The 15,626-nt window shown below is 40.4% G+C and carries 17 protein-coding genes; 15 read left to right on the top strand and 2 right to left on the bottom strand.

Annotation, left to right across the window (positions count from 1 at the left end; all coding sequences use genetic code 11):
* Positions 1-243 precede the first annotated feature (243 nt).
* Complete coding sequence (aspA, locus tag MHI27_RS18345; RefSeq protein WP_042128747.1) at positions 244-1,668, top strand: aspartate ammonia-lyase; 1,425 nt, start codon at positions 244-246, stop codon at positions 1,666-1,668.
* 107 nt (positions 1,669-1,775) lie between these two features.
* Here the strand turns inward: aspA and MHI27_RS18340 are convergent, their stop codons facing one another.
* Complete coding sequence (locus MHI27_RS18340) at positions 1,776-2,315, bottom strand: MerR family transcriptional regulator (RefSeq protein ID WP_405174415.1); 540 nt, start codon at positions 2,313-2,315, stop codon at positions 1,776-1,778.
* 212 nt (positions 2,316-2,527) lie between these two features.
* Between MHI27_RS18340 and MHI27_RS18335 the strand changes: the two genes are divergently transcribed.
* From MHI27_RS18335 to ybaK, 5 genes are all read left to right on the top strand, one after another.
* Positions 2,528-3,148 carry a bifunctional transcriptional activator/DNA repair enzyme AdaA gene (locus MHI27_RS18335; RefSeq protein ID WP_405174414.1) on the top strand — a complete coding sequence of 207 codons (621 nt, stop codon included), beginning with the start codon at positions 2,528-2,530 and terminating at the stop codon, positions 3,146-3,148.
* Positions 3,138-3,671 carry a methylated-DNA--[protein]-cysteine S-methyltransferase gene (locus MHI27_RS18330; protein WP_405174413.1) on the top strand — a complete coding sequence of 178 codons (534 nt, stop codon included), beginning with the start codon at positions 3,138-3,140 and terminating at the stop codon, positions 3,669-3,671. Before MHI27_RS18335 ends, MHI27_RS18330 begins: the two co-directional genes overlap by 11 nt.
* On the top strand, positions 3,668-4,486 hold the full coding sequence (locus MHI27_RS18325) for a radical SAM protein (protein WP_405174412.1): 819 nt from the start codon (positions 3,668-3,670) through the stop codon (positions 4,484-4,486). Before MHI27_RS18330 ends, MHI27_RS18325 begins: the two co-directional genes overlap by 4 nt.
* Before the next feature lie 86 nt (positions 4,487-4,572).
* Entirely contained in the window at positions 4,573-4,824 is a 252-nt protein-coding gene (locus MHI27_RS18320) for a YolD-like family protein (protein ID WP_094878439.1), read from the top strand.
* A 96-nt stretch (positions 4,825-4,920) separates the two neighbouring features.
* Entirely contained in the window at positions 4,921-5,394 is a 474-nt protein-coding gene (gene ybaK, locus MHI27_RS18315) for a Cys-tRNA(Pro) deacylase (RefSeq protein ID WP_042189283.1), read from the top strand.
* Here the strand turns inward: ybaK and MHI27_RS18310 are convergent.
* Entirely contained in the window at positions 5,383-6,135 is a 753-nt protein-coding gene (locus MHI27_RS18310; RefSeq protein ID WP_405174411.1) for a YdcF family protein, read from the bottom strand. The two genes, ybaK and MHI27_RS18310, sit on opposite strands and share 12 nt — an antisense overlap.
* 247 nt (positions 6,136-6,382) lie before the next feature.
* On the opposite strand from MHI27_RS18310, the gene MHI27_RS18305 reads away from it, so the two are divergent.
* The 9 genes from MHI27_RS18305 (at position 6,383) to MHI27_RS18265 (ending at position 15,562) form a co-directional block, all read left to right on the top strand.
* On the top strand, positions 6,383-8,002 hold the full coding sequence (locus tag MHI27_RS18305) for an RNA polymerase sigma factor (protein WP_405174410.1): 1,620 nt from the start codon (positions 6,383-6,385) through the stop codon (positions 8,000-8,002).
* Between the two features lie 469 nt (positions 8,003-8,471).
* Positions 8,472-9,041, top strand: coding sequence for an RNA polymerase sigma factor (locus MHI27_RS18300; protein ID WP_405174409.1), 570 nt, complete (start codon positions 8,472-8,474; stop codon positions 9,039-9,041).
* Entirely contained in the window at positions 9,034-10,515 is a 1,482-nt protein-coding gene (locus tag MHI27_RS18295; protein WP_405174408.1) for a DUF4179 domain-containing protein, read from the top strand. Before MHI27_RS18300 ends, MHI27_RS18295 begins: the two co-directional genes overlap by 8 nt.
* A 431-nt stretch (positions 10,516-10,946) precedes the next feature.
* Positions 10,947-11,357, top strand: a complete 411-nt coding sequence (locus MHI27_RS18290) for a hypothetical protein (protein WP_405174407.1) — start codon at positions 10,947-10,949, stop codon at positions 11,355-11,357.
* A gap of 242 nt (positions 11,358-11,599) precedes the next feature.
* Positions 11,600-12,049, top strand: coding sequence for a DUF1569 domain-containing protein (locus MHI27_RS18285; RefSeq protein WP_042189271.1), 450 nt, complete (start codon positions 11,600-11,602; stop codon positions 12,047-12,049).
* A 217-nt stretch (positions 12,050-12,266) separates the two neighbouring features.
* Entirely contained in the window at positions 12,267-12,788 is a 522-nt protein-coding gene (locus MHI27_RS18280) for a phosphotransferase-like protein (RefSeq protein WP_076300624.1), read from the top strand.
* Positions 12,789-12,913: 125 nt separating this feature from the next.
* On the top strand, positions 12,914-13,771 hold the full coding sequence (locus MHI27_RS18275) for a GNAT family N-acetyltransferase (RefSeq protein WP_405174406.1): 858 nt from the start codon (positions 12,914-12,916) through the stop codon (positions 13,769-13,771).
* Between the two features lie 92 nt (positions 13,772-13,863).
* Positions 13,864-14,664: a hypothetical protein gene (locus MHI27_RS18270; RefSeq protein ID WP_405174405.1), complete on the top strand. Its 801-nt coding sequence runs from the start codon at positions 13,864-13,866 to the stop codon at positions 14,662-14,664.
* A gap of 16 nt (positions 14,665-14,680) precedes the next feature.
* Positions 14,681-15,562, top strand: coding sequence for a hypothetical protein (locus tag MHI27_RS18265; RefSeq protein WP_339796545.1), 882 nt, complete (start codon positions 14,681-14,683; stop codon positions 15,560-15,562).
* The last annotated feature ends 64 nt before the right edge of the window (positions 15,563-15,626 follow it).

Below are 15,626 nucleotides of genomic sequence, written 5' to 3'. Positions count from 1 at the left end.
GCTTTTTTATATTATAAATGCGCATACTATGCTATAGCTTCAATTGGAAATTTACTCCTAATAAAAACCAGCTTTCCTTTAAGGGCAAGGCTTTCGTAATCTTATTTGAAATTAATTACATTAATCTCTAATTTTATGAGAGACATTTATCACAATAAAGGTTAATATCTAAGTGAGACATATAAATGAATGCGCTTTCTTAAATCCGTTCAAACCTAACTCAAAGAATGCGAGGGATTTACTGTGACAGGAACTGAATTTCGTGTAGAAAATGATTTTCTAGGCAGCAAACAAGTAGATAAGAACGCATACTATGGGATTCAGACATTACGCGCAGTAGAGAATTTTCCAATTACGGGTTATAGAGTGCACAATGAATTAATCAAAGCGATGGGGATCGTAAAGAAAGCCGCTGCGCTTGCAAATATGGAAATCGGCAGGCTCTATCGTGGGCTTGGAGAAGTTGTTGTGAAAGCAGCAGATGAGATCATCGAAGGTCAATGGCACGAACAATTTATTGTAGACCCTATACAGGGTGGTGCAGGTACCTCGTTAAATATGAATGCCAATGAAGTCATTGCTAACCGAGCATTAGAGCTGCTTGGTCATGAAAAAGGAGACTATCGTCATTTAAGTCCCAACTCTCATGTGAATATGGCGCAGTCTACAAATGATGCATTCCCGACGGCTATTCATATTGCGACGCTTTCTCTTCTGGAACAACTGCTTGTTACAATGCGCAGAATGCATGAGGTGTTTGCAGACAAAGCCAAGGAATTCGATCCGGTTATAAAAATGGGACGCACGCATCTACAAGATGCGGTGCCGATTCGTCTGGGCCAAGAGTTCGAGGCTTATCGCAGAGTACTTGAGAGAGATATCAAACGTATTGAACATACACGTCATCATTTGTATGAAGTGAATATGGGGGCAACGGCTGTAGGAACTGGATTAAATGCTGACCCTCGATATATCGAAGTGGTTGTAGAGCATTTGGCTGAAATAAGTGGATTGCCGCTAGTTACTGCAGATCATCTTGTGGATGCTACGCAAAATACAGATGCATACACAGAAGTATCTGCTGCCTTAAAAGTCTGCATGATGAACATGTCAAAGATTGCTAATGATCTTCGACTCATGGCCTCCGGCCCGCGGACAGGGTTTAATGAAATTTCACTACCTGCTCGCCAGCCTGGTTCCTCCATTATGCCAGGTAAAGTTAATCCGGTTATGGCAGAGGTCATCAATCAGGTAGCTTTTCAAGTGATAGGAAATGACCATACAATCTGTCTGGCTTCCCAAGCGGGTCAACTGGAACTAAATGTTATGGAGCCAGTTCTAGTGTTTAATCTCATTCAGTCCATCAGCATCATGAACAACTCCTTCCAAGTCTTCACAGATTTCTGTCTGGCTGGTATTGAAGCCAATAAAGAGAAGCTAGAGCGGGATGTGGAGCGGAGTGTCGGAATCATTACTGCGGTTAACCCACATTTGGGCTACGAAGTGGTTTCTCGTATTGCTCGTGAGGCGATTTTGACAGGAGAATCTGTTCGTGAATTGTGCCTTAAGTATAATGTATTATCCGAGGAAGAGCTCAATCTGATTCTGGACCCATACGAAATGACGCATCCAGGAATCGCAGGCTCAGCTTTATTGCAGAAGCAATAGGGGATCACCTAACCGTTAATCGCTGACTTTGTCATCCATGTCCTACGATATTTAAAAAGAACCTACTTCAACGTTAGTTAGAAGTAGGTTCTTTTTGTGTTTCAGGCTTACAGGAAAAAGAATGAGCGTAATAGACCACGTTTTCTTGGTGGAGAGGGTAACCTTGCAGTAGTAACGGGATGGGAAGCTTCATTAGATGTGAAGGCGTTGCCTTTTGAAACTTGTATGGGTTCTAGGGTTGCCGCTAATTGTTTGATCATTATCCGCAGATCCTCAAGCTCCTCACGCTGCTGAAGCAACTGTATCATGACTACTTCGTCGGCTTTTTGATCGAGTGTACGTTCAATATAATGAATCCGGGATAATATATCTTGCATAGGCTCAGCGTCTGTGGGATGAAGTGGATCTTGCGGTGACGTGGACATCTGCTTTTCATTCGAGTCAGTTAATTGAATACTCTCTAGTGGTTCTCCGTGATTAATGCGGTCTTTAATATGACTAAGCAAGCTGATTTGCTGCTCTGAGAATGTATAGTGGCCAAACCGGTCTTTTGGAAAAAAATCAGGGAACATAGCAGCCCAACGTTTGATCGTAGTTTGGCTTACTGACAGCAGCTCTGCGGCATCCTTTGTTTTCAGAATTTCCATTTTGATTCCTCCAGTTCAGGTAGTCATGTTATGAGTAATTCGTTGTTCAATTGCTGCTCCCTGCAAGGTTGACAAAGGAAGTGCGGATTCGATAAACAAAGTGTAATTACGAGCAATCTCACCATTCTTGTATTTCACTATCTTGCTTTTACATTCTAGAATGAGTACAGATGACCCAGTAGCGGGGTATACTTGGTTTAGAGGTGAATCGTATGGATAAGAGTGGAGAAGTGGAAAAGATGACTGAGGAGCAATGGCAGGCTATTTTGCAAAATGATGCAGCTTATAACGAAAAATTCTTTTATGCTGTGAAGACTACGGGAATCTTTTGCCGACCTTCCTGCAAGTCCAAAGCACCTAATCGTGAGAATGCACTTATCTTTCAAAATGCAGAACAAGCATTAGAATCTGGATTTCGTCCCTGTAAAAGATGCAAACCGACGGGTGAGCGGCTGCCGGATAAGGAATGGGTGGCTGTAATGACTGAATATATCGACAAACATTATCATGAACCTCTTACTCTTGAAACGCTGGCAGAAGTCTGTCATGGAAGCCCTTATCATCTCCATCGAACCTTCAAGAAAGTAACGGGAATCACTCCAGTGGATTATATACAGCAAAAGAGAATCGATCAGGCATCTGAATATTTGGTTACCACGGATCGGGATGTAGCTGATATTGGATTACATGTGGGTCTGCCAAATACGTCGTATTTTATTACCTTATTTAAGAAAAAGACGGGGGTTACCCCAACGAAGTATCGACAGCTTAACAAATTAGAATTAACGAATCATTCTGAATTATTCTTGGAGGTACAGAAAAATGGAGAGTAGACAAAATGCAATCATATACTGGACATTGCTAGCTTATAAGGAATGGAGTTTCTATATCGCAGCGTCGGAGAAAGGATTAAGTTATGTGGGGTCGCAGCAGAAGCCATTCGAAGAAATGAGTGACTGGATCAGCCGTAGATTTCCTGAAAGTAAACTGGTGCAGGACGATGAGAAAATGGTTCCATTTGTACAGGAACTGATCGAATATTTGCAAGGGGTACGGCAAGCATTCAGCATTCCTTTTGACTATCGTGGGACTCCATTTCAACTCGCGGTGTGGAAAGCGTTATGTGAAATCCCATATGGACAAACGTGGTCTTATTCGGACATCGCCACACATATTCAAAAGCCTGCTGCAGTACGCGCGGTAGGGACGGCCATAGGTGCAAATCCGATACTAATTACGGTGCCCTGCCACCGAGTCATTGGCAAGAATGGAACATTAACTGGCTACCGCGGGGGATTAGAGATGAAGACTAGGCTGCTTAATTTGGAAAGTGGAAATAGTGCTCTAGAATTATGAATATTGAGATCCAGTACAAAACCCCAAAGACCTTACTAAATAAAGGGACGGGTTATCTGAACGGATATAGTCATTCTTTAAACCCATATACCGGCTGTACTTATGGCTGTTCTTATTGTTATGTGCGTCAAATGCCTGTTTCACTGTTTCGCCAGGAGGAATGGGGTACGTGGGTAGATGTCAAACAAGAAGCTGCAGCTATCTTACGCAAAGAACTCCTGAAAGCAAAGTCCAAAGGACCGGTCTCCATCTTTATGTCCTCTAGTACAGATCCATACCAACCGATAGAGCACAAGGAGCAGGTAACCAGGGCTTTGCTGGAGGTTATGGTGGAAACCCCGCCCGATTTTCTGTTCGTGCAGACGCGCAGTCCGCTCGTACGCAGAGATATAGATTTATTATTACGCTTAGAAGACAAGGTTCGCGTGAGTATGACTGTAGAGACGGATCGTGAAGATATTCGCAAAAAATTCACACCAAGTGCTCCGCCCATTTCTGCAAGATTAAAGACACTGAAATTACTGCGTGAAGCGGGCATTCCTGTTCAAGCAACCATCGCTCCGGTATTGCCAAGCAGCACTTCTTTTCCAGAGATCCTAAGGGGTTTGGTGGATAGGGTCTGTATCGACGATTATTTTATGGGAGATGGCAGTGGGGGCAAACGGACACGGAGATTAGGTATTTATTCCCTTTATGAAGAGCTGCAATTGGAAGAATGGTACGATCCGGCGGCTTATCGCAGGGTGTACGATGGACTCCGGAGTGTTTTTAATGAAGATGAGCTTTTCTTGAGCCAGAAGGGGTTCGAGCCTTAAACTGAAACATGATATAATAAACGAGAGCATTCATACTTAGTATTTTAAAATACTTAATACCTGTAATCGCTTATTGGAGGAGTAGAGTGGCAAAAGCAAAAGTGGCCAAGCGGCCCACAAGAGATGAATTTGTACTTGAGGAGCTAGGCAATCAGCTAGTTGAAGCGAAGCAAGAAGGTTCTGAGATTTTATTGACCGTATGGGGAAAAGAAGATCAGGTGCGCGGAACGATTGTAGAAATGGACTCGCGGACAGGAAAAGTACACATCAGTAAAAACGAAGGTATCGAAAAAGTTCCGTTTATGGATATTATGCAAGTTAATTATCCCAGAGATTAATGGGAACGCAGCAATAAGAGGTCCTGTGAGCCATGTTGGCTTTGGGGCCTCTTTGACCATATAGTATCGAATAGATTAAAGAGAGGTAGATCAGATATGGCAGTAACCAAAACCAACGCGATGCGAATGCTAGATGCGAAGAAAATTGGATATGAAGTGTTTGTTTATGACAACGAGGATGGACTAATCCATGGTACGGCAGTTGCGGAGAAGATTGGAAAGGCGGCAGAGACGGTTTTTAAAACTTTGGTCGCTCATAGCGGAGCAAATCTTTATGTATTTGTTATACCGGTTGCTGAGGAGCTGGATCTCAAAAAGGCGGCCAAGGCCGCCGGAGAGAAAAAGATTGAGATGCTGCCAGTGAAGGACTTGCAGAAGTGGACGGGTTATATCCGTGGTGGATGTTCACCAGTCGGTATGAAAAAGCTATATCCAACGTTCATTGATAGCAGCGCAGAAAGTCAGGAAACGATAGCCGTTAGCGCCGGAAAAATTGGTCAACAAATGGATGTATCACCGCAGCTTCTTGCAGGGGTAACAAATGCGAAATTCACAGATCTAATTAAATAGATGAGCAACAAGAAGACCTAAATACTCCTTCAAGGCTGTGCCTGTAGTGGAGATGGCTCCTGGCGAAGGAGTGAACTTTGAGGGTTGCAACGAAAATTCAGCGCTGGCGATATAATCTGTAGGAAAAGCTTGCGCTGTTAGCCCTGCATTCTTGAAGTGCTGCATCGAGCGGGGCATATGAAACCCTGATGTGACTAGTACAGGACGCTTAAGTCCCATCTCTTGTAGGATTGCGGCGGTATTTACAGCATTCTGCTCCGTGTTAAGAGATTGATTGTCGGTCAGGATATCCTCTTCGGGGACACCGAGTCCAAGGAGTTGTCTTTTGGCGATATCCGCTTCATTGCCGCTGTCGGAGAAGACTTGTCCACCAGAGAATAGGATGGGTAAACCACTTGCATTATGTAGTCGTACAGCTGTAATTAGCCGATTCGCTGCTGATCCATATAAGTTGCCCTCGCCATCAATATCCGGTGTCCCAGAGCTTGCACCTCCACCAAGCACAACGATGACATCTCCTTGCAATGTATCCGGTTGAGGATATTTTCGTTCTAAACCTCCGATTAACGCATCGCTGACTAAGGGAGTCATGGAGAAGTACATAAGCAGTGTAATACCAAGCAGAACAAGTGCAGGACGACGGTTCTTTTTCCATAACCAAATGACAAGACCGAGCAGAAGTAGGATGAAAAGTCCTGGAGGAAGCACAAAGCTGTATACAAATTTGATGATGTAAATCAACAGTATCAACCGCCTTCGTAAAGTATGAGTTCAGGTTGTATTGTAACATGAGTTGGGGTGTTCGAAGTTATATTAAAGACCGGTGGGTCTTTTTTTATTTGATGAGAAGCATAATCTAGAACTAGATTGGGAACGGCATTAAGTTAAGGGGAGTATGGTTGAATAAATTATCCTATACTCCCCAACCTTTTTCGTTTTCGCTGCAGTATATATTTGAGTGCCACCCGATAGAAGGAGCTTTTAGAACATGGAAAAACAACAAGCTGACCGAATCATCAAGGATTACATCAAGCCGCTATATGGTTTTGCTTTGAACAAAACGGGAACGATCGCCGAAGCCGAGGAGCTGGCGGGAAGAATTACGCTGGAAGTATACCAAGCGCTTCTCAAAAAGTCAGAGTTCTTGGATCTGAACAGTTACGTCTTTAAGATTGCGCATTATGTATGGGCGAAATTCGTAGGCGAAAAAGTGAAAGCTTCCAACCAAATGCGGATTGATGACCAAGAGGTGATGTCCAGAGACGAGGGCTTCGACGAGATCATTCGTCAAGAAACGGCTGGCGCTTTGCGGCGGGAAATAGCTTTTTTATCTCACCAGCAACGGGCAATTGTTATCAAGTACTATTATGGTGGAATGAAAATTAGTGGAATCGCGGCTGAGCTGGGTCTTTCTAGCGGCACAATCAAATGGCATTTATTCGAAGCGAAAAAGGAGCTGAAACACAAAATGAACACCATTCGATCAATGGGTAATCTCGGCATCAACCCGATTCGCATGACAGGTTTAGGGCATAATGGATTCCCAGGAAAGAAAGGCGACACCTCTGACTTTTTAGCGACGGCGATTAGACAAAACATCGCTTTCTCAACGTATCACAAGCCACTCACGATTAATGAAATTGCTGAAGAGCTGGGCATTTCACCAGTATTTATAGAGGATGAAATCGAACTACTGGAAGAATACGGATTCATGGATAAACTACCGGGTAGAAAGTATCGTACCAATATGTACATAGAAGATCCGTCCCCAATGAAAAGCGAGGTGCTGTACCCATTGTTCAAAGAATATGCGGAGATTGCAGTCGAGCATTATTTCAAGACATTTTTCTCGATGGGTGAAGTGTTCCAAGAGACGGGTATCTACATTCCTGACGGCGATGTCAATCTACTGTTGTGGAGCCTCATTCCGTATGCTGGTAATCAATTGAGCTTCAAAGAACTCAATAGGGTTAGCCATGAAGAGGTTTCCGTCAGCCGCAAAGATGGCGGGCATTACGCCGCTCATGCAACGATTCACAGAGAGTTTGACGTCAGTTTTGATCCTAAACAATATTATTATAGTGGAAATATGAATCGGGATTCCGATGAGTTTGCAATAAAGGCATGGCAGGTCGATACGTGGTGGTGTGGCAGGAAGGACAGTTGGCGAGACAATCTGAGTTCGGATTTCATTAGTCTGATGCATGTGATCAATGGAGATTTACCGCAAAACGATGTAAACATTGATGCCTATTGCCGTCTTTTCGATAAACAATATTTGCTGAGAACGGAATCTGACCTTGAAGTTAACATTGTTTATTGCAAGGATAAGCAAACAGGAGAACGTCTGCATGCGGCGATTCCGCAACCGTCCGAACGAATCAAAGAAGCCGCCACGAAATTGGATCAAGCTGTTTATCAAGTGAACCTCGAAGGACAACCAGATCATGCACATAAATATGTGCGTTACTGGTCACAGAACTGCATGGCGTCGGGAACCATACTCGCCTTCGTACTCAAACATTTAGTTGATATCGGTATGTTAAAAGTACCTGATCCGCATCGTAAAAAAGGCATTTCTACAATCATGTTCATGAATCAACGCTAGCTTCAAATTAATCAAAGAAAATGGAATATTCTTTAATGCAGCAATGTGAAGATATCTCGCAGTAGCCTTCGATTTAGCTAAGAACGATTTAATAAAAGGCGATTAAGATGATTGCAGTTACAAGTTGCTCAACTAACTGAGAACTATAGTTCAATAATGAGAGGGCTGCCGAGAGGTAGCCCTTTGTTCAACTAAAGGGCAGGATAATTTAAGTATAAATCTGGATAATGTAGGCTGAAAACTTCTTCAGCTGAACGGTTATTATGAAAAGATGGGTGATTTCTCTAATAGCTGTCGTAATGAATTAACATCAAAAAAGTCTGATAAGAAATTCAAACCAGAAAATTTATTGATAACCTCGCAAGTAGCAGTTCACCCAAGTGAGGGAAAAGTTTTTTCCTCTTTTTATGAACCAAAATACGAGAACTGGTGAATAAGAAGTGAAAGGAAAAACGAGGAGGTCTTTTAAGTGAAAGAAAATCATCATTTTCCAATACCGAAGGAAGGAGGTCCAGTTGATTTTGAAGCACTTGTTCAACCTCACTTAACTAGTTCATTTCGAGTCGCTTTTTTGATCGTCCATGATTATCATCTAGCTCAGGATGCCGTTCAAGAAGCACTATGGGAAGCGTATAAATCACTTTATCGATATGATAAACGAAAAGGAACATCGTTTCGAGCTTGGTTTATAAAAATTGTGACACATCGTGCACTTAATATGGTGCGTAGAAAGAAAAATACGGAAGAATATTTGGACTCTATTGACCCTGGGCAAAACCCATTGGAGAGTATTCTTCAAAAGGAGAAAGAGCAACAGATTTGGCGAGCGATTCAGATGATGACGCCAAAACATCGCTCAGTAGTTATCCTTTACTATTATGAGGAGTTTAGTATAGCTGAAATTGCAAAAATCCTTGGTGTATTTGAGGGAACGGTAAAATCAAGGCTACATAAGGCCAGAAACTTAATTGCTGAAAAAATACAAGTTAACAAAGAAACACAGGTATTTACCGAGATGGGAGTGAACATGCATGACTAATCTTGACAAACAAATTGCACAAACTCTAAAAAATGTTGCTGGAGAATTGGATCAGCCTAGTTTTGTGATTCCTGACCAAGTGGTAGCCTATAAAAGAAAAAGGTCGCGTTTACTAGGCACTTTGGTACTTCCTGTCTTAATCAGCTGCGCTTTGCTTTTAACGATATCGGTGAGTCCTACCTTTGCGGCCTATGTTAAATCGCTATTTAATGGTTCTGATAAAGAACTGCAATATGCAGCACAGGAAGGTTTTTCACAGAAGGTAAATGCCTCTGTTACTGATCGGGGCTATACTCTTGAAATAGAGGAGATATTGGCTGATCCGATGAGAATTGTGGCTGTTTATTCGATCAAGGATCAGCAAAAGAACTTTATTCATCCGGATAAGCTTCACATAAGTAACGTAGAGGTAACAGATTTGAAAGGGAATGTAATTAAAGAAACTAAAACTTATATGGTAGAAATCCAAGAAAATTACGGATATCTCACTCTAAAAAAACCGGGGGAAACAGAAGAACAAAACCTTTTATTACAGTTCGAGGGGAATCAGATCGACTCTGTTAAAGGAAATTGGGCCTTAAAGATTCCTATTGATTTAGAAAAAGCAATTAAGGCATCCAAGGTGCTACCAATCGATAAGACGTATACCACACCACAGGGACTGCAAATCAATCTAAATAGCATTATGCATTCACCGACTGCTGCCCGTGTGGATTATGAAACGAAATGGACGGAAGAGGCAAAGAAAAGATTAGTAGAGGAAAGTAAACAAGTGAAAGGAAAACTAGATTCAGTTGATCCTTATGTTCGCTATGATGATTATAAACTGAATTTTCATGTTGAAAATGAAAAAGGAGAGAAAGTAAAAGATTTAACTAGGGCGCTTGATATTTCACGCAAAGCCGTGGGAGAATACGGTCATTCTAATCGGAAGTATGGATTTGCTCCCCTGTCTCCTGATCATCAATATACACTAGTATTGGATTCTTTAGAAAAAACAGAACCGTATGAGCTAGGTGTATCATTTGAGCCAAAACAGCTTGCTGAAAAACCTGTAAGAGTAGATGAGGATGGCAAAACGATTGAGATCATGTCCGTAACCTTTGACGAACCATTAAATGAAGCATCTCCAAAGAATGAGAAGCACGCTACTATTTTGCTAGAGGCTTATTTAAAGGATATATCATATATTAATGTAGCAGATACGATTTTAATGGATGATGACACAGATAAAATTATTAATCGTTTTGGTTGGACTATAAAGGATGAAAAGGGCAAAATATACAATGTAACAGGTGGAAATTTTAAAATGATAGGAAAGGATGAACAAGGCAGAAACCATATCCGAATAAAATTGCAAAGTGATGAAATGAAAGAACTCCCTCAAAAGCTAAGTCTTACTTCAGAATTGGCAAAAAAGAGCTATGACCTGGATTGGAAAGTACCATTGCCAATGCCAAAAGAAGACAAATAAGAAAAGCGAAAGCGGAAAATCATGACCTTTTAATTCTTTAACAGTGTCTGGTAGTAGCCGTTCGAGTCTCTTCAACTAACGGGGAACTATAGTTACTTAAAACAAGGAGCAGATCGCCGCGGCAGCTGCTCTTTGTCTTATTGAGCGATAAAGGAGACGGGTGAATTATATGCCAAATGATTATGTTTGGGGGATTTTCGTTGCTGATGCTTCAACTGATTTTCCGAAATAATAACTTCGCATATTACCATAGAAAGAGTAGTAAGTTGGTTGGAATGGATACGATCCATCATGAACATTTTCATTTCAAAGATGAAAGTTAACCGATAGCGGTTGCTTCGGCAGCCGTTCTTTATTTGTTCAACTAACGGCAGGTTAGTTGAACTAAATTTTTATGTGAAAATGTGAATAAATCTGTTTATCGGGGTTGAATGATGATTAATTCTGCTGAAGAATTTGTAAGGTTAAGGCTTAGTGATAACATGGAGGAATATCTGAAGGCTGCATGGGATGAAGCACCTTTTGAGGTTTGGTTACAAGTAATTGAAACGTACCTTGAAATGCGTGAATGGGTAGCACATAATAAATCAATTCCTATTGAGATTATGGAAATTCTAGCTGACGATGCAGATGAAAGGGTTAGATTTAATGTTGCTACAAAAAATCGACTACCAGAAAGTTTACAAATGAAACTGGCAAAAGATATAGATAGCTCAATTAGAAAACGAATTGTCTATAACAAAAAAGCGACATTTCGAGTTTTAACTATTTTATTGAACGATGATGACGAAGATATAAGAGTACTGGCGAAGAATAGGGTTGATGAGGGACGACATAGGTAAACGTTAGCAGAATAGCGGTTGCTTAGGCAGCTGTTTATTATTTGTTCAACTAATGGGCAGGTTAGTGAGCCAAGGATAGATTGATGGAAAATGGTAAATATTAGATTGACAGCATACTGTCGAATTGAAACGATGCAATTATGAATATAATAGACAAACCAGAAGATTCTAGATTATGCAGGAAATCGCATCGGTCTACACCATATATGAACTTCCTTAGATAAATTTAATGGAGCGTGCCAATGGAAAATATATATAATGAATTGCATACAGCGGAAATACTGAACCGTATCGAGAATTTAAGTCCAAATTCAAAACCACAATGGGGAACAATGAATGTTGCTCAAATGTTGGCTCACTGCTCAGCATTTCAAGATATCGCATTGGGAAATTCCTTTCCCCCTAGATATTGGCTAGGAAGGTTAATAGGAAGGTTTGTGAATTCTATTTTCTATAATGACAAGCCGGTACCACACAATATGTCAACAATTCCGACCATACTTATTGTAGATGAAAGAGACTTTATGACAGAAAAAGAAAAACTGAAACAAAAGATTTTAACCTTCCAAAGAAACGGTCCGGAGAAATGTTCATCCCATCCGCATCCTTTTTTTGGCAAGTTTACTCCTGAGCAATGGGGTAAAGGGATTTATAAACATCTAGACCATCATTTAAGACAATTTGGTGCTTAGTATTTTTTCGCAATGATTAATAATTGTTCAGTTTAGTGCAGTAACAACACTTCGCTGTGCTAACGGGACTCGATAGAGGAATAGCGGTTGCTTCGGCAGCCGTTTTTTATTTGTTCACTAACGGTAGTATAGTTCAATTATAGTTGTTTTTTATTTCCAGACTTACAGTTTAAATATTAAAATGAGATTAATTGAATTAATAAGGGGCATTATCAGGATGAACAAGGGTAGAATCGTATTTTTGAACGGTGTTACGAGCTCTGGAAAAACATCAATAGTAGATGCTTTACAGTTAAAATCGCATGAATTTTTTTATGTTGTTGCCAATGACCTTTTTGAAGAAATGATAGGTGAACGTTATCTTCGTGAAGATTATTGGAAGTATTTAAGTGAAGCAATTATCATGATGTATCATACAGCCAAATTATTTTCTGACCATGGTAAAAATGTACTTATTGATGGCATTATGGTAGAAAGGCCAGAGTTGAAACCGCATTATGAAAAAGTGAACAATATATTTTCTGGTTACCCATTATACATTGTTGAAGTGTTTTGCCCTTTAGACATTTGCCGTCAGAGAAATATTGCACGAGAAAATAGAACCGAAGACCAATCTGATTGGCAACACAAAATAATGGCAAAAGATATCCAGTATAATTGTACTGTCAATACACATTTAAACACTTCCGAAGAATGCGCAGATTTGATTTTAAAAAGTATATTTGAAGATGAAGTATGAATTACTATGCTCGAGATGATACATTCCGGTAACGGGGAAGGTTAGTGTAATAGCGGTTGCTTCGGCAGCCGTTTTTATTTGTTCAACTGTCGTCCAGGTTAATTTAACAAGGAACTTATTTAAAGATGAAATTTGAAGGGAGAGATGAAATGATAGAATTATCTAAAGAAAACTACGCTCACGTTCTGCCACTGTTGAAAAATCTAGCATATGAACCTGTGTTTGCATATTCCGTAATTGAGCGAAATCAATCTGGAAAAGTGTTCGTTGATCACAACGAAAATCCTACCTGCAGTCTTATTATCAATTCATATGGACAGTATTTTTTGGTTAAGAGGGGCGACAATGAGTGCTTCATGAGCGATGTAGTTGAATTTTTGCGAAATGATCAAAATCATTCAAAATATTACGATCTTTATGCTTCAACACCCGAACTACTGTTTCAAATTAGCGAAAGTTTAGCGGGAAAGACCGTATTATTGCACCGTTCTTCTTTTACATTCGATCTATCCAAATTCCAACATCTAAAAAAACCTAACGCATTGCCAGAACAATTTGTTATGAAACGGATGGATAAAGCGCTATTCGATAAATACAAGAATGAAATGGACGCTTCTTATGATTCGTTATGGAGTTCGGCACAACACTTTTCGGATCGAGGGTTTGGTTACTGTCTTGTGATGGATGATGATTTTGCAAGTGTTTGCAATTCTTATTTTGTGGGTGGAGGGTATGCAGCTATTGATATCGTAACCGTGGATGAATACCAGAATAAAGGGCTAGCAACACTCACGGGTGTAGCATTTATCGAACATTGTCTAAACCATAATCTAGTGCCGAATTATAATTGTGACGCTGGCAATGAACGATCAATACAGCTAGCGAAAAAGTTAGGGTTTGCAAAAAAGTATGATTTTCCAATGTTATGGTGGCATCAGGATCAGAGTATAATTAGTGATTATTTGAAAAGATTCAATTATTAAAAAAGAGAGTTTAAAACGAAAACTTTCCAAAATGACAGGAGTAAACCGGTGATAAAACTATTATTATATGAAAATACATGGGAGGTTTAGCTATGACGATTAACCGTGAGACCATTCTAAACGCAATTGTATCAGACCTTGGAATTGAAAATTATATTTTAGTTATCTGGCTAGAGGGTTCAGATGGTACTAAAACTTTGGACGAGTATTCTGATATCGATTTGGTGTGCTATACAAAAGAAGGCTGCATAGATTCTGCAATTACCCGGTTGGATGCCTGTATGCGTCGATTAGGAAAAGTAGATATTGCCTATGAAGAAACTGGTCGACCCACAAATAACCGCTACAAGGTTTACCACCTACAGGAGTCATCAGATAGTCTCTTAGTTGACGTGACGATCCAAAGTGAGAGTGTCCCTGTTTTATTCATTAACGAAGACAAAACTGTCGTACCCGTTATATTGATAGATAAGACTGGTATCGTGAAGTATCAAAACGTTGATCACACGACTCACCATTCACAACTTCAATCACAATTGATACGTGCTCAGGGTATTTACAGTCAAAGGAACCGAGCTGTCAAATATACAAAACGTGGGCTTTTTTTAGAGTCGTTGATTTACTATCATAAGTATGTTGTGAATCCACTTGTAGATGTACTTCGGATAATCTATACACCATTCCAAGCTGACAGCTTCTTGGTTCATGCATCTCGGGATTTTCCTGTCGAAGTGGTACTAATCTTGGAAAAGCTATATGGTGTAAGAACCGTAGAAGATATAGTAGATCGCATCGAATTGATAGACAAGTTGTTTCGTAATGCCGTAGCAGAGGCTCATGTCATGCTATTACAATCTAAAGAAAGCGAGAATTTAGCGGATACCAACCCATAAGCATTACTGGGTTATTGTGAGTGATCGCAGATACATAACTACGGGAACGCTACTAAAAATAGAAATTCAAAATGGAGCGATTGAATTGTTTATCCAATCCTTTGAAGACGAAATACTTGAGCAATCTTTGTCCATATTTGTGAAAGATATGAGAGCCATACTTTATAGAAAGTTGCGAAGCATTTACCTTTACGGTTCGGCCATACACAATGATTTATCCCCGGGATACGGGGATTTGGATTTTCTCGTCGTAATTGGAGAGGACCTAAGCCAAAATGAAATCGAATTTCTAAATAAACAAAGATCCAATTATAGATCATCCCTTCTTAGAAGATCCGTTGATAGACAAATCCCCAACCTCTATATCGATATGCTTGAGGGTGCCTTTCTTACGATTAATATGCTGAGTGGGGAAAAGGGCAGTGGCTTATGGTGGGGAACAAAGCGCGAATCCGACTGGACAGAAAATCAATTAGATCTGTTCACCATGCACACGATCAAGGAGCAGAGTATCTTGTTGTATGGTGAGTCCCACCTAGACAATATTCCATCGTATTCGAAGGAAGAGTTCATTAGTTTTTTTAAGGAATATGCCAAGTGTATGCGGAAGTTTGGCAAGGGAAATAGTCTACATTCCGTCGACTGGCTCCTATTAGCTTCTAAATTTATAGCTTGGTGGCAGGAAGGTGTCATCTTGTCTAAAAGCCAAGCAGCAGATTGGGGGCATTTACATCTAAGTAGCGGATGGAAAGATAATTTGAAGAGATGCAAGGAGCTAAGGAAGGATCCATCCATGGTAACACGTTTAGAGTATTCCGAATGGTTGAGCAATTTGGAGCCAGCCATTATTGAAGCATCACATGATCTGGACAGAGTTCTCGAAACAACAATTCATTAAACTAGAATCTTTTTTGTCCTATAAAAAAGACTGTTAATAATAACTTTTTCGCTAACAGAACACG

The organism is Paenibacillus sp. FSL H8-0261, from assembly GCF_045040645.1.
Lineage (GTDB): Bacteria > Bacillota > Bacilli > Paenibacillales > Paenibacillaceae > Paenibacillus_AQ.
This window is presented reverse-complemented; position numbering and strand designations above follow the sequence as displayed.